The sequence below is a fragment of the Paucibacter sp. M5-1 genome, from assembly GCF_027498415.2.
Taxonomy (GTDB): domain Bacteria; phylum Pseudomonadota; class Gammaproteobacteria; order Burkholderiales; family Burkholderiaceae_C; genus Roseateles_E.
Genome location: NZ_JAPZLM020000001.1, coordinates 749,703 through 773,837 on the forward strand (window position 1 = coordinate 749,703; position 24,135 = coordinate 773,837).

A 24,135-nucleotide genomic window follows, 5' to 3' on the forward strand; every position below is an offset into this window, starting at 1 on the left:
CATGAGCAGCACCGATGCGGTCAAGAACATGCACAGCTTCGCTGAGTTCTACCCCTTCTATCTGGGCGAACACAGCAACCGGACCTGCCGGCGTCTGCACTTCTTCGGCTCGACGCTCAGCCTGCTGTGCCTGACCGCCGCGCTCTACACCGGCCAGTGGCGCTTTGTGCTGCTCGCGCTGCTGTGCGGCTATGGCTTTGCCTGGCTCGGTCACTTCGGTTTCGAGAAAAACCGCCCGGCCTCGTTCAAGCGCCCGCTCTACAGCTTGATGGGCGACTGGGTGATGTACAAGGACATCTGGACCGGGCGCATCAAGTTCTGATCAGGCGGCCAGCAGCGGCCGCAGATTGCTCAGCATGTCCTGCGCCATCTGGCTCAGCTCGTAATCGAGCTGCCAGCCCCAGTCGGCCCGCGCCGCGCTGTCGTCGATGCGCTGCGGCCAGCTGGCGGCAATCGCCTGGCGGAAGTCCGGCGCATAGCTGATCTCGAAGCCGGGGATGTGCTTGCGGATCTCGGCGGCGATCTCGCGCGGCGTGAAGCTGACGCCGGCCAGGTTGTAGCTGCCACGCTGCTTGATCTGCTCGGCCGGCGCCTCCATCAGCTCGATGGTGGCGCGCAGCGCATCGGGCATATACATCATCGGCAAGGCCTGGGCCTCTTCGAGGAAGCAGCTGTAGCGGCCGGTCTTCAGCGCGGCGTGGAAGATGTCGATCGCATAGTCGGTGGTGCCGCCGCCGGGCGGGGTCTTCCAGCTGATCAGACCCGGATAGCGCAGGCTGCGCACATCGACGCCGTGCTTGGCGTGGTACCAGGCGCACCAGCGCTCGCCGGCCAGCTTGGAGATGCCGTAAATCGTGGTCGGGTCCATCACGCAAGTCTGCGGCGTGTCCAGGGCCGGCGTGTTCGGGCCGAAGGCGGCGATCGAGCTGGGCCAGAAGATCTTGTCGAGTTTCTGCACCCGCGCCAGCTCCAGCACATTCAGCAGGCCCTTCATATTCAGGTCCCAGGCCCACATCGGGTGCTGCTCGCCGGTGGCCGACAGCGCGGCGGCCAGGTGATAGATCTGGCTCACGCCATGGCGCTTGACCACGGCCGCCAGCGCGGCGGCGTCGGTGACGTCCAGCATCTCGTGGGTCAGCGCCGGCACCCGGCCCTCGGGCGCCAGATCGCTGGTGATGACGGCGGCATTGCCATGGCGCAGCGCCAGTTCCTGGGCCAGCTCGGTGCCGATCTGGCCGTTGGCGCCGATGATCAGAATCTTGGTAGTCATGATGTCAGAGGGTCAGGTCTTGATCAGGCCGAGTTCTTTGCCGGCCTGGGTGAAGGCGGCCACCGCTTTTTCCAGATGCTCGCGCTCGTGCACGGCCGAGATCTGCACGCGGATGCGGGCCTGGCCCTTGGGCACGACCGGGAAGAAGAAGCCCACCGCGTAGATGCCCAGCTCCAGGATGCGGGCGCTGAGTTGTTGCGCCAGCACCGCGTCGTGGACCATGATGGGCACGATGGGGTGGCTGCCCGGCTTGATCTCGAAGCCGGCCGCCTGGATCGCCTCGCGGAAGTAGGCGGTATTGGCCTCCAGCTTGTCGCGCAGCGCGGTCGAGCCCTCCAGCAGGTCCAGCACCGCCAGCGAGGCGCCGACGATGGACGGCGCCACGGTGTTGGAGAACAGATAGGGGCGCGAGCGCTGGCGCAAGAGTTCGATCACCTCCTTGCGGCCGGTCGTGAAACCGCCCGAGGCGCCGCCCAGGGCCTTGCCCAGCGTGCCGGTGATGATGTCGACCTGGCCGAAGACATTGCGGTACTCATGCGTGCCGCGGCCGGTCTTGCCGAGAAAGCCGCTGGCATGGCATTCGTCGATGCCCAGCAGCGCGCCGAAACGGTCGGTGATCGCGCGGATCTTGTCGAGCTGGGCGATGGTGCCGTCCATCGAGAACACGCCGTCTGTGAACACCAGCGTGAAGCGCGCGCCGGCCGCCTTGGCCTCTTCGAGCTTGGCCTCCAGATCGGCCATATCGTTGTGCTTGTAGCGATAGCGCCTGGCCTTGCACAGGCGGATGCCGTCGATGATGGAGGCGTGGTTCAGCTCGTCGCTGATGATGGCGTCCTGCTCGCCCAGCAGCGGCTCGAACAGGCCACCGTTGGCATCGAAGGCGGCCGCGTAGAGGATGGTGTCCTCGGTGCCGAGGAACTTGGCCAGCCGGGCTTCGAGGGTCTTGTGGATGTCCTGCGTGCCGCAGATGAAACGCACCGAGGACAGGCCGTAGCCGTGGGTTCGCAGCGCCTCATGCGCGGCCTCGATGACGGCCGGATGCGAGGACAGGCCCAGATAGTTGTTGGCGCAGAGATTGATCACCTCGCGGCCATCGGCGGTCTGCACCACCGCGCCCTGCGGCGTCGTGATGATGCGCTCGCTCTTGTAGAGCCCGGCCTCGCGGATGCCGGCCAGCTCGGCCCGCAGATGGGCATAGAAATCGTCGCGTGTGCTCATCAAAGCTCTCCTGGTGCACAATCCACTAAACAGAACACAGTTCGATATATCGAATTGTTGTGCAGTATCTGAGATTAGCTTTTCAAGGTCAAGCCATGTCCGCCAACCTGTCCGAGTCTTTGGAGCCGCCCCGCGTCGGCGCCACCCTGCAGTCGCTGCGCCAGGCGCAGGGCCTGTCGCTGGACGAGTTGTCGCGCCGCGCCGGGGTCTCGAAGTCCATGCTGTCACAGATCGAACGCAACCAGGCGAACCCGACCGTGGCTGTGGTGTGGCGTCTGGCGAACGCCTTGCGGGTGGAGCTGTCCGAGCTGCTCAGCGGCGAAAAACCGGCCGCGCCGGCGATCGAGACCGTGGCCTCGCATGCGACGCCCAGCCTGGCCAGTCCGGACGGCCTGTGCGTGCTGCGCATCCTCGGGCCTATCGATCTGGCCGGCCAGTTCGAGTGGTATGAATTGACGGTGCAGCCCGGCGGCGCGCTCGAATCGGCCGCCCACGAGCCGGGCTCGCGCGAGCATCTGTCGGTGCTGGGCGGCGAGCTGGAAGTCAGCGCCGGCGCGATCAGCCAGGCGCTGAAGGCCGGCGAGACGGCGCGCTATGCCGTCGACGGCCCGCACGCGATACGCAATCGCGGCAGCCAGCCGGCCACCGCCCTACTGGTGGTGCTGCACCCCTAGCAACTCGGCCAGCGTGCAATCGGCCCAGTCGCCACGCGCCCACAGCGGCGCCAGGCTGCCGCCGGCACCGGCCAGCAGGGCTTGCAGCAGCGGCGCGGCGGGCGTCTCTTCGGGCGTGCGCAGCAACACCAGGCGCGGCGCGCCCTCCTCCTCCAGCCGGCCCAGCCAGTCCAAGCCCAGCAAGGCCTCCAGCGCCGGCTCCAGCTGCAGCGGATCGATGCGCAGGCGCCGCGCCAGCTCCTGGGCGGCAATGCCCGGCTCGCCGGCCTGGCGCGCCCGCCACAGCTCGCGCAAGGCCTCCAGCGCCAGCTCCAGCTGCAGGCCCGGCACCTCGGGCCGGTGCAGCATGCGCCCGCCCAGCGCCGGAATATTGGCGGCCAGCAGAGCGCCCAGCAGCATCACGACCCAGCCCAAATACATCCAGATCAGGAAGATGGGCACGGTGGCGAAGGCACCGTACAGCGTCGAGTAGGTCGGCACCTGCTTGACATACCAGGCCAGCAGGCTCTTGGTCAGGTCGAAGGCCAGCGCGACAAAAATGCCGCCGGCCAGCGCGTGGCGCCAGCGCACCTCGGTATTGGGCACATAGCGGAACAGCCCGGCAACGGCCAGGCTCAGCACCACCAGCTCGACGCCGTTGAGCAGCGCCGCCAGCCCGCCCGGCATGCCGCCCACCAGGCCCTTGCCGGCGGTGATCGCATAGCCGGTCAGCGTCAGGCTGGCGCCCAGCAGCAGCGGCCCCAGGGTCAGCGCGGCCCAGTAGACCAGCATGCGCTGCATCATCGGCCGCGGCCGCTTGACGCGCCAGATGGTGTTGAGCGTGCGGTCTATCGTGAACATCAGCGCCAGCGCGGTGGCACCCAGAACGACCAGGCCTACCAGGCCCAGGCGATTGGCCTTGGCGGCGAACTGGGTCAGCGCGGCCAGCACCGGCTTGGCGATATTGGGCGGAATCAGGCTTTGCAGGAAATAGGTTTCCAGCGAGCGCTGGAAGCTGGCGAAGATCGGAAAGGCGGTGAACAGCGCCAGCATCACCGTCAGCAGCGGTACCAGCGAGATCAGCGTCGTGAAGGTCAGGCTGCCGGCCGTCTGGCCCAGCCGCGCCTCGGCAAACCGCAGGCGCAGGGTCTGCAGCGTGGCCAGCCAGGGCCAGCTCATCAGCGTGTTCAGAAAGCCGGCGGCGCTGTCCTCGGACGGCACGGCGGCAGGGGTTCTTGTCGTCATGCTGGCTATGATGCCAGCCATGTCCTCCCGCTCCGACAAACCACCGATCAAAACCTCCTCGCGCACCCAGGCCACGGCCCAGGAAGCGCTGTCCCGCAATCTGGCCCTGGGCGCGCTGGCCGCGCTCTTCCTGCTGTGCCTGGCCTGGGAGCTGTGGCTGGCACCGACCGGCCGCGGCACACTGGCCGTCAAGGCCTTGCCGCTGCTGATTCCCTTCGTCGGCCTGTGGCGCTACCGGCTCTACACCTTCCGCTGGCTGAGCCTGATGGTCTGGCTCTATTTCGCCGAGGGCGCGGTGCGCGCCACCAGCGACGTCGGCCCCTCGGTGCCGCTGGCCTGGGCCGAGTTGCTGCTCTCCAGCCTGATCTTCGTCGCCTGCGCGATGCATGTCCGTCAACGTCTGAACGCGGCCAAGCAGGCTGCCACACCATGAATCTGCTGAACGAATTGCGGGAGGCCCTGGGCGCCTCCCAGGTCCTGGTCGAGGGCGATATGTCGGCCTACGAGATGGATTGGCGCCGCCGCTTTCCCGGCCGCGCGTTGGCCGTGGTCCGACCCGGCAACACGGCCGAGGTGGCCGCCGTCGTGCGCCTGTGCGCCACCCACGGCGTCAGCCTGGTGCCGCAGGGCGGCAATACCGGCCTGGTCGGCGGCTCGACGCCCGACGCCAGCGGCACGCAAGTGCTGCTGAGCCTGGCCCGGCTCAACAAGGTGCGCACCATCGATGCGGCCAATCTGACGATGACGGTGGAGGCCGGCTGCGTGCTGCAGACAGTGCAGGAGGCGGCGGCCGGCGCCGGCTTACTGTTCCCGCTGAGCCTGGCCGCCGAGGGCAGCTGCACGATTGGCGGCAATCTGGCCAGCAATGCCGGTGGCACCCAGGTGCTGCGCTATGGCAATGCGCGCGATCTGTGCCTGGGCCTGGAGGTCGTGACCTCAGCCGGCGAGGTCTGGGAAGGCCTGTCGGGCCTGCGCAAGGACAACACCGGCTACGACCTGCGCGATCTCTTCATCGGCAGCGAAGGCACCTTGGGCGTGATCACCGCCGCGACCCTGAAGCTCTACCCCCGGCCGGCCGCGCGCATGACGGCGCTGGCCGCCTGCGACACGCTGGAGGCGGCCGTGGCGCTGCTAGGTCTGGCCCAGGCGCGGCTCGGCCCGGGCCTGACCGGCTTCGAGCTGATGAACCAGTTCTCGCTGGACCTGGTGCGCAAGCATTTCCCGCAGCTGCGCCAGCCGCTGCCGCCCAGCCCCTGGACCGTGCTGCTGGAGCTGTCCGACACCGAGAGCGAGGCCCATGCCCGCACGATGTTCGAGGGCCTCTTAGAACAGGCGCTGGAGTCCGAACTCATCAGCGACGCAGCGGTGGCCGAGAGCCTGGAGCAGTCGCACGGGCTCTGGCATCTGCGCGAATCGATCCCCCTGGCCCAGGTCGAGGAAGGCCTGAATATCAAGCACGATATCGCGCTGCCGGTGTCTCGCATCCCCGCCTTCGTGGCCGCCACCGATGCGGCGCTGGCGGCCGCCTTCCCCGGCGTGCGCATGGTGGACTTCGGCCATCTGGGCGACGGCAATCTGCATTACAACGTGCAGGCCCCCGAGGGCGTGGCCGCCGCCGACTTCCTGCGCGAGCATGAGGCGGCGATCAACCACATCGTCTATGACGCGGTGCTGGCCCAGGGCGGCTCGATCTCGGCAGAGCACGGCATCGGCCAGCTCAAGCGTGAGGAACTGGCCGAGCGCAAGAGCCCGGTCGCGCTGGGTCTGATGCGGGCAATAAAAAAGGCCCTGGATCCCCAGGGCCTGATGAATCCGGGCCGCGTGCTGTAGGCCCCAGCCGTCCTCAGTCGGCTCCCTGAGGCTGCGTGACCGCAGGGCGGCGGCCGCGCAGCCGGTCGACCAGCTTCATCACCATGCGGAAGATGAAGCGCAGCATCAGCAGGGTCAGGATGGCCTCGACAAAGGTCAGCGTGAAGGCCACGGCGGTGTTCCAGCGCGCCTCGCGGCGGCCGAACTTGGCGATCATCCGATCCTTGGCGATCTCGATGCTGTCGTAGAAGCTCGGCACCATCAGCAGGGTCAGAAAGGTCGAGGTGATGGTGCCGCCGATGATGGCCACCGCCATCGGCCGATAGAACTCGCCGCCCTCGCCCACGCCGATGGCCACCGGCAGCATGCCGGCCACCAGGGCAAAGGTGGTCATCAGGATGGGTCTGAAACGCATGCGGCCGGCATGCATCAGCGCTTCCTCGCGGGGCACGCCCTTGGCCTCCTCCTGGCGTGCGGCGTCCAGCAGCAGGATCGCATTCTTCGCCACCAGGCCGGCCAGCATGATGATGCCAATGAAGCTCATCAGGTTCAGCGTGCCGCCGGTCAGCAGCAAGGCGACGACGACACCGATCAGCGACAGCGGCTGCGACAGCATCACGCCCAGCGGCGCGGTGAAGGAGCCGAACTGCATCACCAGAATCAGATACATCAGGCCTATGCCCGAGGCCAGGGCCACGGCCATCGCGCCGAAGACCTCTTCCTGGTCGGCCGAGGCGCCGGCCAGCTCGATGCCATAGCCGGGCGGGAACTGGATGGACTTGGCCAGCTTGACCGCATCGGCCGTCACCTCGCCGGCCGAGCGGCCCTGGGCATTGGCCGAGACCGCGATCATGCGCTTGCCGTCCGCATGCTGGATCTTGGACGGGCCCTTGCCCATGGTCACGGTGGCGATCTGCTCCAGCGGCACCATCATGCCGCTGCCGGCCACGGTGATCGGCAGGCGCTCGATATTGCTGGCGTCGACCCGGTCCTCCGGTGCCAGGCGCACTGCCACATCGCGGGTCTCGCCGCTGGGGTCGACCCAGTCACCGACCTCGACGCCGGCAAAGGCCACGCGCAAGGCATTGGCGGCATCGCCGACCGAGATGCCCAGCGAGTTGGCCAGGCCGCGGTTGAGCTCGATCTGCAACTCGTCCTGCGGGTCCTGCTCGGACAGGCCCACATCCACCGCACCGGGCACCTGGCGCAGCTTGGCCATGTAGTCGTTGGTGATCGCTAGCAGCTTGCGCGAGTCCTCGCCGGAGAAACGGATCTGCACAGGCTTTTGCGCGCCATTGTTCAGATCGTCCAGCACCACGTACTCGGCACCGACCAGGCGGGAGACACGCTCGCGCAGGTCCGTGGCAATCTCGGCGGCCGAGCGCTTGCGTTCGGTGCTCTTGCCCAGGTCCACATAGATGCGGCCACCGCTGACATTGACCTGGCTGTTGGTGGCCTTGGTCTCGGGAATCTCGCGTGCCAGCTTGGCGGCGGCCTCCATCTTCAGCTTCGAGTACTCGAGGCTGGAGCTGGCCGGGGTGCGCACCTCGACGGCGATGGTGCCGGCATCCGACGCCGGCAGGAAGCTGGAGCCGCCGAACTTGGCCTGCAGCGCGATCGCCAGCACAAAGCTCAGCACCGCGAACGCGGCCATCCAGCGCCGGTGATGCAGGGCCCAGGCGATCACCTGGCCATAGCGGTCGGCCTGGCGGTCGAACCATTCATTGAAGCGCTGCAGATAGAGCGACAAGCCCTTCTTCGGTGCCTCATGATGGCCCGGGGGGTCGCCCCAGTAGGCCGACAGCATCGGGTCCAGCGTGAAGGAGATGAACAGGCTGACCAGCACCGAGGCGACGACGGTCAGACCGAAGGGGCGGAACCACTCGCCCGAGACGCCGGGCATGAAGGCCACCGGCACGAAGACCGCGACGATGGAGAAGGTGGTGGCCGCCACGGCCAGGCCGATCTCGGCCGTGCCGTTGAGCGCCGCGCTGCGCCGGTCGGCGCCACGCTCCATATGGCGCACGATGTTCTCGCGCACCACGATGGCGTCATCGATCAGCACGCCGATCGCCAGCGACAGGCCCAGCAGGCTCATGAAGTTCAGCGTGAAGCCGCACAGCCAGACCGCGATGAAGGCGGCCACCACCGAGGTCGGCAGCGACAAGGCGGTGATCAGCGTCGAGCGCCAGGAATTCAGGAACACGTAGACGACCAGAATCGTCAGGCCGGCACCGAACACCAGCGCATGGATCACATTGTTGAGGCTGTTCTCGGCGTCCTCGCCACCGTCCTGCGTGACCTCCAGCGTGGTGCCGGCTGGCAGGGTCTTGGCCGTCGCCGCGACCAGCTTGCGGATCTCGTTGGCCACCGCCACGGTCGAGGCATCGCGGGAGCGCGTCACCGACAGGCCCACATTCGGGTGGCCGTTGCGCACGCTGATGCTCTGGCGCTCGGCAAAGCCGTCGCGGATGCTGGCCACCTGGCCCAGACGCACCAGTTGCTCGCCCTGGCGCTTGACGACGATCTGCTCGAACTCGGCCGGCGACTCGATGCGCCCCAGCAGCCGGATGCTCTGATCCTGCATGCTGCCGCGCACCTTGCCGACCGGCGCGGTGGTGTTCTGGCTGCGCAGCGCGTTGACCACCTCGGTGACCGAGACGTTGAACTCGCGCAGCTTCTGCGCATGCAGCAGCACCGACAGCTCGCGGCTCAGCGCGCCGTTGACATTGACCGTGGCCACGCCGTTGATGGCGCGGAACTTGTCGGCCAGATCATCCTCGGCCAGGCGCGAGATCTCGGCATGGCTCTGGCTGTTGGACGACAGCGCCAGCTGCATGATGGGCTGGGACGAAGGGTCGAAGCGCTGCAGCACCGGCTCGCGCATTTCCAGCGGCAGCTTGTGCCGCACCGCGCCGATGGCGTTGCGCACCTCGTCGGCCGCCTCGATCATGTTCTTGTCGAAGTTGAAGATCAGCACCATCTGGGCGCTGCCCTCATTGGCGGTGGCACGCACCTCCTTGACACCGGCGATGCTCTGCAGCGACTTCTCGATGCGGTTGACGATCTCGCGCTCGGCCGTCTCGGGCGAGGCGCCCGGATAGTTGATGCTGACCACCAGCACCGGCTCCTCGACATCGGGAATCTGGTTGACGCGCAGCTTGTTGAGCGCCAGCAGCCCCAGGGCCATCAAGCTGATGATGATGACGATGGTCGCGACCGGCTTCTTGACGCTGAAGTTGGAGAGAAACATCTCAACCTCCCCGGCTCGCGGAGGCCGATGCGGCGGCGGCGGCCGGCTTGGCAAGCTCCACCGCACGACCTTCGCTCAGGGCATTGTTCGGATGGCGCAGCACCTGGTCGCCCGGCTTGAGGCCGACACTGACCTGGTAGAGGCCCTGGCGCTCGTCGCGCTCGCCCAGCTTGACGGCCACGCGGTTCAGCTTGCCGTCCTGCACGCGCCAGACATAGGCCTGGTCGCCCTCGCGCTGGATCGCACCATCGGCCAGCATCAGTGCGCTGGTGCTCTGGCTCTGCACCCGGCCCTCGGCGTAGAGGCCGGCCACGCCGGGCTGCTGCTCGCCGGCGAAATCGACCAGCACCTCGACCTGGCGCGTGGTCGGGTTGGCGGCCGCCGCGATGCGCCGCACCTTGCCCTCGAAATCGGACTGGGTATAGCCGTTGACCTTGAAGAAGACCGTCTGCCCCACCTTCAGCTCGCTCATGCGGTCGGCCGAGACCAGGCCTTCGAAACGCATGCTGCTCGGGTCTATCACCTTGACCAGCTCCTTGCCGACCTGGGCGGTATCGCCGGCCGAGACCTTGCGGTCGGAGACGATGCCGTCAAACGGCGCGCGGGCCTCGGTGCGCTGCAGCTGCTGGCGGGCAGTGGCGGCACGCGCCTTGGCTTCCACCAGCTCGCTTTGCGCGTTGTTGCGGCGGATCTCGGCGTCTTCCATCGCCTGCATCGAACTCATGCCCTGGGCCTGCAGGGTCTTCATGCGCTGGAACTGGCGCTCGGCCTGCTCGAAGCTCTGCGCGGCGGCACGCGCCGCCTGCTCGGCCGAGGACAGGGTCTCGCGGATCGCGCTGTCGTCCAGCCGCACCAGCAGATCGCCGCGCCGCACCTTCTCGCCGTTTTCCTTGAACACCTGCAGCACCATGGCCTGCACCTCGGCGCGCAGGTCGGCGCGCTTCTCCGGCTGGACCGAGCCGGTGATCACCGGGCCGCTGGCATAGGTCGACAAGCCCATGGACTGCAGGTCCTCGGTGGACAGCAGCAGCGGCTTGGCGGCGGCCGGTGCCTTGGCCGCCTGGGCGGTGCCCGCGCCGTCGGCGCCGGGCTTGCCGCAGGCGCCCAGCAGAAGCATCAAAGAGCTGACGAGGACAAGGGCTGGCAGGCGATGGCGCATCATCTAGAGGGCTCCGGTATTGTTTTGCGAGCGCCTCCCATGAAGCGCAACAGCCGGGAATCTTGCCACGCGGAACGCGGCCGGCCCAGCCCGCTGCGACAAACGCAAGCTTTGCACCGCTGAACAGCGAAAACAGCGGACAGGCGGCGATCCTGGCCGCCGAGCCGCGTGCTACTGCAGCGTGCCCTTGAGCGCCTCGGGCACGGCCAGCACCGCGATGCCCTCGTCGGCCAGGGCCACCGCTTCCTCGCGGCTGGCGCGGCCGCGGATGCCGCGCTGCTCGACTTCGCCGTAATGGATGCGCCGGGCCTCTTCGGCGAAGCGCTCGCCGACATCCTCGGTACGGGCCAGCAGTTGCCGGACGGCCTGCAGAGCGGCCTGCTGGACCTGCTGCTGCGGATCGGCCGGCGGCGTGGGCTTGGGCTCGGCGGCCGGCCCGCGCAGATGCGAGACGTTCAGGCGCGGCGCGCTGGGCAGGCGCTGCACCTCGGTGGACGCGCAGACCGGGCAGCCGACCAGGCCGCGCCCCAGCTGCGCTTCGAAATCATCGGCCGAGCCGAACCAGCCTTCGAAGCGGTGCTCCCGATTGCATGACAGATTCAAGACAAGCATGCCGCGATGATAGGCAGGCCGGCGTCAGGCTGCCGGCTGCCAGTCCAATACCCATGCACCGGCCTGCCAGCGCTGCAGCCACAGCAGGCCGATCAGGGTCTTGGCATCGGTCATCGCGCCGCTGGCGGCCAGCGCGTCGAGCTCGGCCGGCGTGTGGGTGACCAGATCGAGGAACTCGCCCTCGTCGAGGCGGCGCTCGCCGGCCGTCAGACCGCGCGCGAAGAAGATCTCGATGCCCTCGTCGGAATAGGCGATCGCGTTGTGCAGCACGCCGGCATGGGCCCATTCGCGCGCGCTGTAGCCGGTTTCCTCCAGCAGCTCGCGCCGGGCGCAGCGCAGCGGCGCCTCGCCGGCATCGAGCTTGCCGGCCGGAAACTCCAGCATCACCCGGCCCATCGGGTAGCGGTACTGACGCTCCATCAGCAGCCGGCCGTCATCGAGCAGGGGCACGACCATCACCGCACCGGGATGGACGATGTACTCGCGGGCGGCCTCGGCGCCGTCCGGCAGGCGGATGCGGTCTCGGCGCACATCGAGAAAATGGCCGCGGTAGACCTGGGTCGAATCGAGCTGCAGCTCGCGCAGCGCCTCGTCCTTGTGCTTGTCCTCAGCCGCCATGTCGACCCCGCCGCAGATAGCACCAGACAAAGCCGGGGAAACCCAGCGTGATGAACAGGCACAGCGCGGCCGCATAGAACTCCCAGCCCTGCGGCTGGCGCTGGCCCTGGTAGGACTCCAGCGCGAATCCCAGGGCCAGGGTCAGCAGGGCCAGCAGCAAGAGCTCCAGCGCGCGCCAGCCAAAGGGCTTGGCGGCGCGCTTGGGCCCCAGCAGCAGCACGCGGCTGCTGAAGTACGGCGCATTGGCCGCGATCACCGCGACAAGCAACACCAGCCAGACGGCAGCGGACTGATCCATTCAGCGCGGCGCGTCAGGGAGCCAGCAGCTTGACGATGGCGGTGCCGCACATGGCCATCAGGCCGCCGGGCAGCAGACCGAACACCAGCACGGCGGCGCCATTGAGCGACATCACCGCGCGCACATCGGCCGGCGCGCTCAGCGGCGAGCGGTCGGTGGGCTCGTCGAAGAACATCACCTTGATGACGCGCAGGTAGTAATAAGCGCCCACCAGCGACAGCACGACGGCAAACACCGCCAGCGCCAGATAGAGCTGGGAACCGGTGGTGACCATGGCTTGCAGCACGGCCAGCTTGGCATAGAAGCCCGCAGTCGGCGGGATGCCGGCCAGCGAGAACATGAAGATGGTCATCACCAGCGCGAACCAGGGGCTGCGCTTGGCCAGGCCGGCCAGGTCCTTGATCTCCTCGGCCTCATGGCCCTGGCGCGACAGCAGCAGGATCATGCCGAAGGTGCCCAGCGTCGTCAGCACATAGGTGACCGAGTAGAACAGCGCCGAGCTGTAGGCATTGGCCATGCCGGCATGGTTGTCGCCGATCACGCCCGAGGCCATGGCCAGCAGCATGAAGCCCATCTGCGCAATCGTCGAGTAGGCCAGCATGCGCTTGAGATTGCTCTGCGCAATGGCCGCCAGATTGCCGATCAGCAACGACACCACGGCCAGCACGATCAGCATCTGCTGCCAATCGAAGGCCAGGCCCAGCATGCCCTCCACCAGCAGGCGGATCGTGATCGCGAATGCCGCCAGCTTGGGTGCGGCGCCAATCAGCAGGGTCACCGCCGTCGGCGCGCCCTGGTAGACGTCGGGCACCCACATATGGAAGGGGGCTGCACCCAGCTTGAAGGCAAGACCGGCCACCACGAAGACCACGCCGAACACCAGCACCGACTTGTTCGGGGCGCCGGTGGCGATCACATCGAACACCTGCGGGATGTGCAGCGAGCCGGTGGCGCCATACATCATCGACAGGCCGTAGAGCAGGAAGCCGCTGGCCAGCGCGCCCAGCACAAAGTACTTCATCGCCGCTTCGGTCGAGACCGCGTGGTCACGGCGCAGCGCCACCAGCGCATACAGCGACAGGCTCATCAGTTCCAGGCCGAGATAGAGCACCAGGAAGTTGTGGGCCTGCAGCATCACCATGATGCCCAGCAGGGAGAACAGGCTCAGCGTGAACAGCTCGCCCTTCAGGATCTCGCGCTCGGCCGCATAGGGGCGCGCATAGACCAGGGTCACGAAGGTCGCGATGCAGGCGAAGAAGCCCAGCAGATGGCCCATCGGGTCGGACACCACCATCCCCTGCATCGCCGATTCGGTGACGCCGCCATTGAAGGCATTCAGATGCATGGCGCCGACGACCACCAGGGTCAGCTGGGTCAGCCAGTAGGTCGGGCGGCGTGCCGGGTCGGTGACCCACAGGTCCACCATGGCCACGACGCAGGCCATGGCCAGCAGGATGATTTCGGGATAAACCGCGAGCCAGTTCATAGTCGTCATTGTTGCTTGGCCCATCTCAGACTCCGCCCAGCTTGCTGGTGGCCACATGCTTGAGCAGCTCGGTCACCGAAACCTGCATCACGTCGGTGAAGGGTTTGGGGTAGAGGCCCATGAACAGCGTGGCCAGGGCCAGCACGGCCAGCATCAGGAATTCACGCGCATTGATGTCGGTCAGCGCGCGCACATTGTCATTGGTCATCGGGCCGAAGTAGACGCGCTTGTACATCCACAGCGTGTAGGCGGCGCCGAAGATCAGCGCGGTGGCGGCGATCGCGCCGAGCCAGAAGTCGTACTGCACCGTGCCGATGATCACCATCCACTCGCCGACGAAACCGGCAGTGGCGGGCAGGCCGCAATTGGCCATCGCGAAGAACAGCGCGAAGGCGGCGAACTTGGGCATGGTGTTGACCACGCCACCATAGGCCGCGATCTCACGCGAATGCACGCGGTCGTAGAGCACGCCGATGCACAGGAACATCGCGCCGGAGACAAAGCCGTGCGAGATCATCTGCACCAGGCCGCCGGCCACGCCCAGCTCGTTGAAGATGAAGAAGCCCAGCGTCACGAAGCCCATGTGGGCAATCGAGGAATAGGCCACCAGCTTCTTCATGTCCTTCTGCACCAGGGCCACCAGGCCGATGTAGACCACCGCGATCAGCGACATCGCGATGATGACCCAGGACCAGTGGTGGGCCGCATCGGGCGCGATGGGCATCGAGAAGCGCAGGAAGCCGTAGGCACCGAGCTTCAGCATGATGGCGGCCAGCACCACCGAGCCGCCGGTGGGCGCCTCGACGTGGGCATCGGGCAGCCAGGTATGCACCGGCCACATCGGCACCTTGACCGCGAAGGCCGCCAGGAAGGCGAAGAACAGCAGCGTCTGTGCCGTCATCGGCAGCGGCAGCTTGTGCCAGGTCTGGATGTCGAAGGAACCGCCGGACTGGAAGTACAGATACAGCAGCGCGATCAGCATCAGCAGCGAACCGGCCAGCGTGTAGAGGAAGAACTTGAAGGCCGCGTAGACGCGGTTGGCGCCGCCCCAGACGCCGATGATGATGTACATCGGGATCAGCGTTGCCTCGAAGAACACATAGAACAGCAGGCCGTCCAGTGCCGAGAACACGCCGACCATCAGGCCCGACAGGATCAGGAAGGCGCCCATGTATTGGTTGACGCGCTCCTCGATCACCTCCCAGGCGGCGATCACGACGATCACCGTGATGAAGGCCGTCAGCGGCACGAACCACATCGAGAGGCCGTCGACACCCAGGTGGTACATCACATTGAAGCGTTCGATCCAGGCCAGCTTCTCGCTGAACTGCATCGCGGCGGTCGAGGTATCGAAGCCGGTGATCAGCGGCACGGTCACCGCGAAGCTCGCCAGTGCGGCGATCAGCGCCATCCAGCGGGCGCTATTGGCCTGGTTGTCACGGCCCAGGGCCAGCAGCGCTAGGCCGCTGAAGATGGGCAACCAGATGGCAAGACTCAACAATCCCATTATTTTTCTCCGCCCTTGCTCACAGACCCGCCAGGGCTCTGAATTGAGGGCCTATATAGGGCCACAGCTGCCAGCTCATCAGGCCGATCACGCCCAGAATCATCACCAGGGCATACCAGTACAGATGGCCGGTCTGAACACGGCGCACCAGGCCGGCGATACCGCCGATGCCGCGGGCCGAGCCATTGATCAAGAGGCCGTCGATGAGGCCTTGATCGCCGCCCTTCCAGGCGGCCAGGCCGAGACCGCGCGCGGCGCGGGCCAGCACGTTCTCGTTGAACCAGTCCATGAAGTACTTGTTCTCGAGCACGATGACCAGCGGACGCAGGATCTTGCCCAGCGCCACCGGGACCGCCGGCCAGACCATGTAGAACAGATAGGCGGTCACGACACCGGCGACGGCCAGCCAGAACGGCAGGGTCATGAAGCCGTGCGTGGCCATCGCCACCGCGCCATGGAAGTGCTCGGCCAGCGAGGCCATGGCCGGATGCGCCGCCGTGTTGACGATGATGGCGTCCTTGAAGAAATCGCCGAACAGCATCGGCTGAATCGCCAGGAAACCGATCACCACCGAGGGAATGGCCAGCAGCACCAGCGGCGCGGTCACCACCCAGGGCGACTCGTGCGGGGTGTGCGGCTCGTGATGACCGTGGTCATCATGATGGTCGTGCTCGCCCGGGAAGGGCTTGTGATGGAAGTTTTCCTTGCCGTGGAAGACCAGGAAATACATGCGGAAGCTGTAGAAGGCCGTCACGAAGACGCCGGCCACCACCGCGAAGTAGGCGAAGCTCGCGCCCGGCAGCGTGCTGGCCTGGACCGCCAGGATGATGCTGTCCTTCGAATAGAAACCAGCGAAGAACGGCGTGCCGATCAGGGCCAGCGAGCCCAGCAAGGCGGTGATCCAGGTGATGGGCATGTACTTGCGCAGGCCGCCCATATTGCGGATGTCCTGGTCATGGTGCATGCCGATGATGACCGAGCCGGCGCCGAGGAACAGCAAGGCCTTGAAAAAGGCGTGCGTCATCAGGTGAAAGACCGCGACCGAGTAGGCCGAGGCACCCAGCGCCACCGTCATATAGCCCAGCTGCGACAGCGTCGAGTAGGCGACGACACGCTTGATGTCGTTCTGGATGATGCCCAGAAAGCCCATGAACAGCGCGGTGATCGCGCCGATCACCAGCACGAAGTTCAGTGCGGTGTCGCTCAGCTCGAACAGCGGCGACATGCGGGCCACCATGAAGATGCCGGCCGTCACCATGGTCGCGGCGTGGATCAGCGCGGAGATCGGGGTCGGGCCTTCCATCGAGTCGGGCAGCCAGACATGCAGCGGGAACTGCGCGCTCTTGCCCATCGCGCCGATGAACAGGCAGATGCAGGCCACGCTGAGCACCATCCAGTCCGAGCCCCACAGCGGGGCGTTGAACTTGATCTGCGCCAGCTCATTGGCCTTGGCAAAGGTCTCGCCATAGTTCAGCGAGCCCCCGTAGGCCACCAGCAGGCCGATGCCCAGGATGAAGCCGAAGTCACCGACCCGGTTGACCAGAAAGGCCTTCATGTTCGCGAAGATCGCGGTCGGCTTGGTGTACCAGAAGCCGATCAGCAGATACGACACCAGGCCCACCGCCTCCCAGCCGAAGAACAGCTGCAGCATGTTGTTGCTCATCACGAGCATCAGCATCGAGAAGGTGAACAGCGAGATGTAGCTGAAGAAGCGCTGGTAGCCCGGATCCTCTTCCATATAGCCGATGGTGTAGATGTGCACCATCAGCGACACAAAGGTCACGACGCACATCATCATCGCGGTCAGGCCGTCGACCAGGAAGCCGACCTCCATCTTCAGGCCGCCGATGACCATCCATTCGTAGATGGTCTCATTGAAGCGGGCGCCGTCGATGGCCACCGACTTCAGCACCATCGCCGAGATGATGAAGGAGATCAGCACGCCCAGGATGGTGATGCTGTGAGCGCCACGACGGCCGATCTGCTTGCCGAAGAAGCCGGCCGCGATTGCGCCGACCAGGGGTGCCAGCGGCACCGCCAGCAGCATGTTTTGTGAAAGTGTTGCGGACATAGTCATCAGCCCTTCAAGGCGTCCAGTTCTTCCACATTGATGCTGGCGCGGTTGCGGAACAGCACGACCAGGATCGCCAGGCCGATGGCCGACTCGGCGGCCGCCACGGTCAGGATGAAGAACACAAAGACCTGGCCGGCCATATCACCCAGATAGTGAGAGAAGGCGACGAAGTTCAGGTTGACCGCCAGCAGCATCAGCTCGATCGCCATCAGCAGCACGATCAGATTCTTGCGGTTCAGGAAGATGCCGATCACCGACAGCGCGAACAGGATCGCGCCCAGGGTCAGGAAATGGCCAAGCGTGAGCGCCAGCATCATGCGCCTCCTTGCGTGTTGTCGGCGGCCGGGGTGGCGGCTTGCTCCACCGTCGGTGCCATCTTGACGATGCGCAGGCGCTGCGCCTTCGTGACCTTGACTTGCTCCGAGGCGTCCTGGCTGCGCGAGTCCTTGCGGCGGCGCAGGGTCAGCGCGATCGCCGCGATGATGGCCACCAACAGCAGCACGGCCGCGATCTGCAGCGGATACAGGTACTGCGTATAGATCGCGATGCCCAGCAGCTTGGTATTGCCCAGCTTGACCGCGGCCTCGCTCAGCGGTGCGGCCTCGGTCAGGCGGAAACCGCCCATCAGCACGGCCGCCATCTCCAGCGCGATCAGCGCGCCGACCAGGCCGGCCAGCGGCAGATGCTTCCAGAAGCCCTCGCGAATCGCGCTGGCCCCTTCATCGGAGTTGATGTCCAGCATCATCACGACGAAGAGGAACAGCACCATCACGGCGCCGATATAGACCAGCACCAGGGTGATGGCCAGGAACTCGGCCTTCAGCAGCATCCAGATGCAGGAGGCATTGAAGAAGGCCAGGATCAGGAACAGGGCCGAGTGCACGGTGGATCGCGCCGTGATGACGCGAAACGCCGCGCCCAGAAGGACGGCCGAGAAAACATAGAACAGCGCGGTGATGGTATCCATGGGGTTCCAGCAGGCACAGCTTCAGACACACACCCGCTGGGGCAGCGGGTGCAAGGCCTCAGCGGTACTTGGCGTCGGCCTCCTTTTGGGCTGCGATTTCTTTTTCGTAGCGGTCGCCGACGGCCAGGAGCATGTCCTTGGTGAAGTACAGATCGCCACGCTTTTCGCCGTGGTATTCGAAGATCGAGGTCTCGACGATGGAGTCCACCGGGCAGCTTTCCTCGCAGAAGCCGCAGAAGATGCACTTGGTCAGATCAATGTCGTAGCGCGTGGTGCGGCGCGAGCCGTCCTCACGCACATCGCTCTCGATCGTGATGGCCATCGCCGGGCAGACGGCCTCGCAGAGCTTGCAGGCGATGCAGCGCTCCTCGCCGTTCTCGTAACGGCGCAGCGCATGCAGGCCGCGGAAGCGCGGCGACAGCGGTGTCTTCTCTTCCGGGAACTGCACCGTGATATTGCGCGACAGGAAATGCCGGCCGGTCAGGGCCATGCCCTTGAACAGCTCGGTGAGCATGAAGCTCTTGACGAAATGGCTGAAGGAGCTCATTGCTGACTCCGCTGAGCCGCCTCGAGGAGGCAAGCTCCCCCTCGGGGGGCAGTGAACAAAGTGAACGTAGGGGCCTTCATGACGTCACTTCCAGATATTGAACGGAGACTGGATCCACAGGCCAACGACGACCAGCCAGATCAGAGTCACGGGAATGAAGATCTTCCAGCCCAGACGCATGATCTGGTCGTAGCGGAAGCGCGGGAAAGTGGCACGGACCCACAGGAACATGGTCACGACAACAAAGGTCTTGCCGAATAGCCAGGCCCAGTTCCAGAACGCCATCGTGTTCTGGATGAAGCTCGGCGTTTCCATGCCGAACAGGCTGAAGGAAATCGGTGCCGACCAGCCGCCCAGGAACAGGATCACAGCCAGGGCCGAGACCAGGATCATATTGGCGTACTCGGCCAGGAAGAACATCGCGAAGGACATGCCCGAGTACTCGATCATGTGGCCGGCGACGATTTCCGATTCACCCTCGACCACGTCAAAGGGGTGACGGTTGGTCTCGGCCAGGCCGGAGATGAAGTAGACGACGAAGATAGGCAGCAGCGGCAGCCAGTTCCAGGACAGGAAGGTCAGGCCCATGTCGGCGAACATGCCCTTGGTCTGCAGCACGACGATGTCCGTCATGTACATGCTGCCCGACACCATCAGCACGACCACCAGGCAGAAGCCCATCGCAATTTCGTAGGACACCATCTGGGCCGAGGCGCGCAGCGCGCCCAGGAAGGCGTACTTCGAGTTCGAGGCCCAGCCGGCGATGATCACGCCGTAGACCTCCAGCGAGGTGATGGCCATCAGGAACAGCAGGCCGGCATTGACATTGGCCACGGCCGCATCGGGGCCGAAAGGCACAACGGCCCAGGCCGCCAGCGCCGGCATGATGGTCATGATGGGGCCAAGGAAGAACAGGCCCTTGTTGGCCGCCGTCGGGACGATGATCTCCTTGAAGATCAGCTTCACCGCATCGGCGATCGGGGTCAGCAGGCCGTAGGGGCCGACACGGTTCGGGCCCGGGCGGATCTGCGACCAGCCGATGGCCTTGCGCTCCCAGAGCGTCAGATAGGCCACGCAAATCATCAGCGGTGCGACCACCGCGATGATCTTGATCAGGCTCCAGAGCACCGGCCAGAAGCCGCCCAGCAGCGCAGCGCCGCCTTGGTAGAGGGATTCAATCATTATTGTCCTCGTCGCCTCAGGCCTTGCTGACCGTCAGGGTGCCGAACATCGCACCCAGGGCCGCTGTTTCCGCCAGACCGGCCGGCACCCGCAGCGTATTGGCCGCCAGGCCCGCTTCCAGCCGGGCCGGCAGCTCGGCCGCGCCGGCGCCCTCCTGCGTGATGCGCACACGCGCACCGTCCGCCAGGCCCAGCTGTTCCCAGAGCTGCTTAGGCAGACCGGCCACCGCGGCGCCGCGCGCATCGGCCGTCAGTTGCAGCGAGGTCGAATGGCGCACCAGCGCGTCGGCCGCATAGATGGGCACCGGCGCCAGGCGCTCGATGCCGGCGGGTGCAGCAGCCGTCTGCACGGTGGCCGTCGAGGCATTGCTCAGGCGCGCGCCCAGATCGGCGCCGACGCCCAGCACCTCGTTGCGCACCTGCTCCGAACTCTCGTAGCCGAAGCCCTCGAGCGCCAGCAGATTGCCCAGCACGCGCAGGATCTTCCAGCCCGGACGGGTCTCGGCCAGCGGCGGCACGACGCCGACAAAGCTCTGCGCCCTGCCCTCGGCGTTGACGAAGGTGCCCGAGGTCTCGGTGAACGGTGCGGTCGGCAACAGCACGTCCGCATACTCCAGACCGCTCTTGAACGGGCTCATCACGACGACCATCTCGGCCGCAGCCAGGGCCTTGGCGGCGGCAGCGGCGTTGGCGCTGTCGAGCACCGGATCGGTGTTCAGCAGCAGCACCGCCTTCAGTGCCTCGCCGCCCAGCATCTGGCCGGCATTCAGGCCGCCTTGCTGCGGCAGCGCGCGGGCCAGCTGGGCGCCGACCGTGTTGGCGGCCTCGCTCAGATAGCCGACGCTGGCGCCGGTCTGGGCGCCGATCCAGTTGGCCAGCACCAGCAGGCTGGCAGCCTGCGGATGCTGGGCGGCCGCATTCCCCAGCAGCACGGCCTTGCGGGCGCCGGACAGCAGCGCGGCCGCGATGGCCTTGGCCGCCTCGGTCGCTTCGCCGGTGGCCGGAGCGGCAGCACCGGTGCTGGCCGAGATCGCAGCGGCGACGTCGGCCAGCGACTGCAGCCAGGCGCTCGGTGCCACCGTGATGCGGGCCGCGACAGGCATCAGCCAGTCGTCTTCGCTGGCGTTCAGGCTCAGCACCTGGGCGCCACGGCGGGTCGCCTGGCGCAGGCGCTGGGCAAACAGCGGATGGTCCTTGCGCAGCGAGGAGCCGATCACCAGCGCACGGTCCAGCTCGGACAGCGCAGCAATCGGGCTGCCCAGCCAGCGCGCCTGGCCCGACTCGGCCACATTGGCGAAGTCGGCATGGCGCAGGCGGTGGTCGATGTTGTCGCTGCCCAGGCCGCGCACCAGCGAAGCCAGCAGGTGCAGCTCTTCGATGGTGCTGTGGGCCGAGCCCAGCGCACCGATGGCGGCGGCGCCATGTTCGGCGCGCACCAGCTTCAGGCCGTTGGCCACGTACTCGAGCGCCGTGCTCCAGTCGACCGTCTTCCAGGCGCCGCCCTGCTTGATCATCGGCGCGCTCAGGCGCTGGTCGCTGTTCAGCGATTCATAGGAGAAGCGGTCGCGGTCGGCGATCCAGCATTCGTTGACGGCCTCGTTCTCCAGCGGCACGACGCGCATCACCTGCTTGCCCTTGACCTGGACGATCAGATTGGCACCGGTGCTGTCATGCGGGGACACGCTCTTGCGGCGCGACAGCTCCCAGGTGCGGGCGCTGTAGCGGAAGGGCTTGCTGGTCAGCGCGCCGACCGGGCAGATATCGATCATATTGCCCGACAGCTCGGAGTCCACCGAACGGCCGACAAAGGTCTGGATCTCGGCATGCTCGCCGCGGTGCGCCATACCCAGCTCCATCACGCCGGCGATTTCCTGGCCGAAGCGCACGCAGCGGGTGCAATGGATGCAACGGCTCATCTCTTCCATCGAGATCAGCGGGCCGACATTCTTGTGGAAGACCACGCGCTTTTCTTCCGAGTAGCGCGATTTGCTGCCGCCATAGCCGACGGCCAGGTCTTGCAGCTGGCACTCGCCACCCTGATCGCAGATCGGGCAGTCCAGCGGGTGGTTGATCAGCAGGAACTCCATCACGCCCTGCTGGGCCTTGACCGCCTTCTCGCTCTTGGTGCGGACGATCATGCCCTGGGTCACCGGCGTCGCACAGGCGGGCATGGGCTTGGGCGCCTTCTCGACGTCGACCAGGCACATGCGGCAGTTGGCGGCGATCGAGAGCTTCTTGTGATAGCAGAAATGCGGGATATAGGTGCCGGCCTTCTCGGCGGCATGCATCACCATGCTGCCCTCCAAGACCTCCACCTTCTGGCCGTCGAGTTCGATTTCAATCATGTCGTGTCCTGTCCTGCCTCAGACCGAGGCCGGCACCAGAGCCGTTTTGTGTTCGATCAGATGAACGAACTCGTTTTTGAAATTCTTGATCATCGCGCGCACCGGCATCGCGGCGGCGTCGCCCAGCGCGCAGATGGTGCGGCCCTGGATGTTGTCGGCCACCGAGTTCAGCAAGTCGATGTCTTCCGCCCTGCCCTGGCCGTTGGCGATGCGCTCGACCACGCGGTGCATCCAGCCCGTGCCTTCGCGGCAGGGCGTGCACTGGCCGCAGCTCTCATGCGCATAGAAGTAGGACAGGCGCAGCAGGCTCTTGACCATGCAGCGCGAATCGTCCATCACGATGACCGCGCCCGAGCCCAGCATCGAGCCGGCCTTGGCGATGGAGTCATAGTCCATCGTGCAGTTCATCATCACCTCGGCGGTCAGCACCGGGGACGAGGAGCCACCAGGAATCACCGCCTTCAGCTGGCGGCCCTTGCGCACGCCACCGGCCAGTTCCAGCAATTTGGCAAACGGCGTACCGAGCGGGATCTCGTAGTTGCCGGGGCGCTCGACATCGCCCGAGACCGAGAAGATCTTGGTGCCGCCATTGTTCGGCTTGCCGATCTCCAGATAGGGCTGGCCGCCGTTGCGGATGATCCAGGGCACCGCGGCGAAGGTCTCGGTGTTGTTGATCGTCGTGGGCTTGCCGTACAGGCCGAAGCTGGCCGGGAACGGCGGCTTGAAGCGCGGCTGGCCCTTCTTGCCTTCGAGCGACTCCAGCAGCGCCGTTTCCTCGCCGCAGATGTAGGCACCGAAGCCATGGAAGGCGTGCAGCTGGAAGCTGAAATCCGAACCCAGGATGTGCTCACCGAGGAAGCCGGCGGCGCGGGCTTCTTCCAGGGCCGCTTCGAAGCGCTCATAGACCTCGAAGATCTCGCCGTGGATGTAGTTGTAGCCCACCTTGATGCCCATCGCGAAGGCGGCAATGGCCATGCCCTCGATGACGATGTGCGGGTTGTACATCAGGATGTCGCGGTCCTTGCAGGTGCCCGGCTCGCCCTCGTCCGAGTTGCAGACCAGGTACTTGGCACCGGGGAACTGGCGCGGCATGAAGCTCCACTTCAGGCCGGTCGGGAAGCCCGCGCCGCCGCGGCCGCGCAAGCCCGAGGCCTTGACCTCGGCGATCACCTGATCGGAGCTCATCGGCGCGCCGTCGGCCGTGCCCTCGCCCTTCAGGATCTTGCGCAGCGCCTGATAGCCGCCGCGCGCGACATAGTCCTTCAGACCCCAGTTGCTGCCGTCCAGATCGGCATAGATCTGGGCGCCGATATGGCGGTCGTGGAAACAGGTCTCGTTGCCCTTGGCTTGAAACTTGGAGAGATCCAGCATGCTTTCCCTCAGTTCTTCGCAGCGTTGGCCTTCAGCACGTCGACGAGTTCGTCGAGGCGCTGGTGGCTCATGAAGCTGCACATCTGGCGGTCATTGACCAGCATCACCGGTGCGTCGGCACAGGCGCCCAGGCATTCGCTCTTCTGCACGGTGAACAGACCATCGGCCGTCGTGCCGCCCTCATCCACGCCAAGCTTCTTGCACAGATGCTCGAGCGCCTGCTGGCCGTCGCGCAGCTGGCAGGGCAGATTGGTGCAGACGTTCAGCTTGAACTGGCCCAGCGGACGCTGGTTGTACATGTTGTAGAAGGTCGTGACCTCGTACACGGCGATGGCCGGCATGCCCAGGTAAGCGGCAATGGCGTCCTCAGCAGAGCGCGACACATGGCCCAGCTCCTGCTGGACGATAGCCAGGCAGGCCATCACGGCCGACTGCTTCTGATCGCTCGGGTACTTCGCCACCTCGCGCGCGAAACGCGCGGCCGTGGCCTCGCTCAGGATGTATTCAGTGCTCATCGCTTCA

General features: G+C 66.1%; 22 protein-coding genes. 4 read left to right on the forward strand and 18 right to left on the reverse strand.

The genetic code is table 11. The features are described from left to right. Position 1 precedes the first annotated feature (1 nt). Positions 2–322: an Mpo1-like protein gene (locus O5M90_RS03430; protein WP_269841433.1), complete on the forward strand. Its 321-nt coding sequence runs from the start codon at positions 2–4 to the stop codon at positions 320–322. Here the strand turns inward: O5M90_RS03430 and O5M90_RS03435 are convergent, their stop codons facing one another. Continuing rightward, the gene (locus O5M90_RS03435) at positions 323–1,270 is read right to left on the reverse strand and encodes an NAD-dependent epimerase/dehydratase family protein (RefSeq protein ID WP_269841432.1); all 948 of its coding nucleotides are present in this window, start codon (positions 1,268–1,270) and stop codon (positions 323–325) included. It abuts the gene before it with no gap. 12 nt (positions 1,271–1,282) lie between these two features. Beyond that, positions 1,283–2,488, reverse strand: a complete 1,206-nt coding sequence (kbl, locus tag O5M90_RS03440) for a glycine C-acetyltransferase (protein ID WP_269841431.1) — start codon at positions 2,486–2,488, stop codon at positions 1,283–1,285. 95 nt (positions 2,489–2,583) lie between these two features. Here kbl and O5M90_RS03445 point away from each other — a divergent pair, with 95 nt between their 5' ends. Continuing rightward, positions 2,584–3,162, forward strand: coding sequence for a helix-turn-helix domain-containing protein (locus O5M90_RS03445; RefSeq protein ID WP_269841430.1), 579 nt, complete (start codon positions 2,584–2,586; stop codon positions 3,160–3,162). Here O5M90_RS03445 and O5M90_RS03450 read toward each other — a convergent pair. Then, positions 3,139–4,386, reverse strand: coding sequence for a YihY family inner membrane protein (locus tag O5M90_RS03450; protein WP_137943513.1), 1,248 nt, complete (start codon positions 4,384–4,386; stop codon positions 3,139–3,141). The two genes, O5M90_RS03445 and O5M90_RS03450, sit on opposite strands and share 24 nt — an antisense overlap. A 19-nt stretch (positions 4,387–4,405) precedes the next feature. On the opposite strand from O5M90_RS03450, the gene O5M90_RS03455 reads away from it, so the two are divergent. Continuing rightward, positions 4,406–4,819: a DUF2069 domain-containing protein gene (locus O5M90_RS03455; protein ID WP_137943514.1), complete on the forward strand. Its 414-nt coding sequence runs from the start codon at positions 4,406–4,408 to the stop codon at positions 4,817–4,819. Next, complete coding sequence (locus O5M90_RS03460) at positions 4,816–6,216, forward strand: FAD-binding oxidoreductase (RefSeq protein WP_269841429.1); 1,401 nt, start codon at positions 4,816–4,818, stop codon at positions 6,214–6,216. Before O5M90_RS03455 ends, O5M90_RS03460 begins: the two co-directional genes overlap by 4 nt. Before the next feature lie 13 nt (positions 6,217–6,229). Here the strand turns inward: O5M90_RS03460 and O5M90_RS03465 are convergent, their stop codons facing one another. The 15 genes from O5M90_RS03465 to O5M90_RS03535 form a co-directional block, all read right to left on the reverse strand. Next, complete coding sequence (locus O5M90_RS03465; protein WP_440401813.1) at positions 6,230–9,448, reverse strand: efflux RND transporter permease subunit; 3,219 nt, start codon at positions 9,446–9,448, stop codon at positions 6,230–6,232. A gap of 1 nt (position 9,449) precedes the next feature. Further along, a complete protein-coding gene (locus O5M90_RS03470) occupies positions 9,450–10,565 on the reverse strand; it encodes an efflux RND transporter periplasmic adaptor subunit (RefSeq protein WP_269841428.1) in 1,116 nt (371 codons plus the stop codon). 213 nt (positions 10,566–10,778) lie between these two features. Beyond that, positions 10,779–11,219: a DUF1178 family protein gene (locus O5M90_RS03475; RefSeq protein ID WP_269841427.1), complete on the reverse strand. Its 441-nt coding sequence runs from the start codon at positions 11,217–11,219 to the stop codon at positions 10,779–10,781. Positions 11,220–11,243: 24 nt separating this feature from the next. Next, entirely contained in the window at positions 11,244–11,837 is a 594-nt protein-coding gene (locus tag O5M90_RS03480; protein WP_269841426.1) for an NUDIX domain-containing protein, read from the reverse strand. Beyond that, on the reverse strand, positions 11,827–12,135 hold the full coding sequence (locus O5M90_RS03485) for a DUF2818 family protein (RefSeq protein ID WP_137943520.1): 309 nt from the start codon (positions 12,133–12,135) through the stop codon (positions 11,827–11,829). The genes O5M90_RS03480 and O5M90_RS03485 overlap by 11 nt, the downstream gene beginning before the upstream one ends. Before the next feature lie 13 nt (positions 12,136–12,148). Further along, positions 12,149–13,630 (reverse strand): NADH-quinone oxidoreductase subunit NuoN, encoded by a 1,482-nt coding sequence (gene nuoN / locus O5M90_RS03490; protein WP_269841425.1) that lies wholly within the window; start codon positions 13,628–13,630, stop codon positions 12,149–12,151. Between the two features lie 16 nt (positions 13,631–13,646). Beyond that, on the reverse strand, positions 13,647–15,128 hold the full coding sequence (locus O5M90_RS03495) for an NADH-quinone oxidoreductase subunit M (RefSeq protein WP_137943522.1): 1,482 nt from the start codon (positions 15,126–15,128) through the stop codon (positions 13,647–13,649). A gap of 19 nt (positions 15,129–15,147) precedes the next feature. After that, a complete protein-coding gene (gene nuoL / locus O5M90_RS03500; RefSeq protein ID WP_269841424.1) occupies positions 15,148–17,199 on the reverse strand; it encodes an NADH-quinone oxidoreductase subunit L in 2,052 nt (683 codons plus the stop codon). Positions 17,200–17,204: 5 nt separating this feature from the next. Continuing rightward, a complete protein-coding gene (nuoK, locus tag O5M90_RS03505) occupies positions 17,205–17,513 on the reverse strand; it encodes an NADH-quinone oxidoreductase subunit NuoK (RefSeq protein ID WP_137943576.1) in 309 nt (102 codons plus the stop codon). Between the two features lie 2 nt (positions 17,514–17,515). Beyond that, the gene (locus O5M90_RS03510; protein ID WP_262972804.1) at positions 17,516–18,169 is read right to left on the reverse strand and encodes an NADH-quinone oxidoreductase subunit J; all 654 of its coding nucleotides are present in this window, start codon (positions 18,167–18,169) and stop codon (positions 17,516–17,518) included. Between the two features lie 58 nt (positions 18,170–18,227). Continuing rightward, positions 18,228–18,716 (reverse strand): NADH-quinone oxidoreductase subunit NuoI, encoded by a 489-nt coding sequence (gene nuoI, locus O5M90_RS03515; protein WP_137943525.1) that lies wholly within the window; start codon positions 18,714–18,716, stop codon positions 18,228–18,230. An 84-nt stretch (positions 18,717–18,800) separates the two neighbouring features. Beyond that, positions 18,801–19,898 (reverse strand): NADH-quinone oxidoreductase subunit NuoH, encoded by a 1,098-nt coding sequence (gene nuoH, locus O5M90_RS03520; protein ID WP_269841423.1) that lies wholly within the window; start codon positions 19,896–19,898, stop codon positions 18,801–18,803. Between the two features lie 16 nt (positions 19,899–19,914). Continuing rightward, positions 19,915–22,242: an NADH-quinone oxidoreductase subunit NuoG gene (gene nuoG / locus O5M90_RS03525; RefSeq protein ID WP_269841422.1), complete on the reverse strand. Its 2,328-nt coding sequence runs from the start codon at positions 22,240–22,242 to the stop codon at positions 19,915–19,917. A gap of 18 nt (positions 22,243–22,260) precedes the next feature. After that, positions 22,261–23,613: an NADH-quinone oxidoreductase subunit NuoF gene (nuoF, locus tag O5M90_RS03530; RefSeq protein WP_269841421.1), complete on the reverse strand. Its 1,353-nt coding sequence runs from the start codon at positions 23,611–23,613 to the stop codon at positions 22,261–22,263. A gap of 8 nt (positions 23,614–23,621) precedes the next feature. Then, positions 23,622–24,128: an NADH-quinone oxidoreductase subunit NuoE family protein gene (locus O5M90_RS03535; RefSeq protein ID WP_269841420.1), complete on the reverse strand. Its 507-nt coding sequence runs from the start codon at positions 24,126–24,128 to the stop codon at positions 23,622–23,624. Positions 24,129–24,135: the final 7 nt, after the last annotated feature.

Coding starts and splice junctions, on each gene's coding strand:
- O5M90_RS03430 (WP_269841433.1), top strand. CDS start 2: ATGAGCAGCACCGATGCGGTCAAGAACATGCACAGCTTCGCTGAGTTC.
- O5M90_RS03435 (WP_269841432.1), bottom strand. CDS start 1,270: ATGACTACCAAGATTCTGATCATCGGCGCCAACGGCCAGATCGGCACC.
- kbl (WP_269841431.1), bottom strand. CDS start 2,488: ATGAGCACACGCGACGATTTCTATGCCCATCTGCGGGCCGAGCTGGCC.
- O5M90_RS03445 (WP_269841430.1), top strand. CDS start 2,584: ATGTCCGCCAACCTGTCCGAGTCTTTGGAGCCGCCCCGCGTCGGCGCC.
- O5M90_RS03450 (WP_137943513.1), bottom strand. CDS start 4,386: ATGACGACAAGAACCCCTGCCGCCGTGCCGTCCGAGGACAGCGCCGCC.
- O5M90_RS03455 (WP_137943514.1), top strand. CDS start 4,406: ATGTCCTCCCGCTCCGACAAACCACCGATCAAAACCTCCTCGCGCACC.
- O5M90_RS03460 (WP_269841429.1), top strand. CDS start 4,816: ATGAATCTGCTGAACGAATTGCGGGAGGCCCTGGGCGCCTCCCAGGTC.
- O5M90_RS03465 (WP_440401813.1), bottom strand. CDS start 9,448: ATGTTTCTCTCCAACTTCAGCGTCAAGAAGCCGGTCGCGACCATCGTC.
- O5M90_RS03470 (WP_269841428.1), bottom strand. CDS start 10,565: ATGCTTCTGCTGGGCGCCTGCGGCAAGCCCGGCGCCGACGGCGCGGGC.
- O5M90_RS03475 (WP_269841427.1), bottom strand. CDS start 11,219: ATGCTTGTCTTGAATCTGTCATGCAATCGGGAGCACCGCTTCGAAGGC.
- O5M90_RS03480 (WP_269841426.1), bottom strand. CDS start 11,837: ATGGCGGCTGAGGACAAGCACAAGGACGAGGCGCTGCGCGAGCTGCAG.
- O5M90_RS03485 (WP_137943520.1), bottom strand. CDS start 12,135: ATGGATCAGTCCGCTGCCGTCTGGCTGGTGTTGCTTGTCGCGGTGATC.
- nuoN (WP_269841425.1), bottom strand. CDS start 13,630: ATGACGACTATGAACTGGCTCGCGGTTTATCCCGAAATCATCCTGCTG.
- O5M90_RS03495 (WP_137943522.1), bottom strand. CDS start 15,128: ATGGGATTGTTGAGTCTTGCCATCTGGTTGCCCATCTTCAGCGGCCTA.
- nuoL (WP_269841424.1), bottom strand. CDS start 17,199: ATGTCCGCAACACTTTCACAAAACATGCTGCTGGCGGTGCCGCTGGCA.
- O5M90_RS03510 (WP_262972804.1), bottom strand. CDS start 18,169: ATGGATACCATCACCGCGCTGTTCTATGTTTTCTCGGCCGTCCTTCTG.
- nuoI (WP_137943525.1), bottom strand. CDS start 18,716: ATGAGCTCCTTCAGCCATTTCGTCAAGAGCTTCATGCTCACCGAGCTG.
- nuoH (WP_269841423.1), bottom strand. CDS start 19,898: ATGATTGAATCCCTCTACCAAGGCGGCGCTGCGCTGCTGGGCGGCTTC.
- nuoG (WP_269841422.1), bottom strand. CDS start 22,242: ATGATTGAAATCGAACTCGACGGCCAGAAGGTGGAGGTCTTGGAGGGC.
- nuoF (WP_269841421.1), bottom strand. CDS start 23,613: ATGCTGGATCTCTCCAAGTTTCAAGCCAAGGGCAACGAGACCTGTTTC.
- O5M90_RS03535 (WP_269841420.1), bottom strand. CDS start 24,128: ATGAGCACTGAATACATCCTGAGCGAGGCCACGGCCGCGCGTTTCGCG.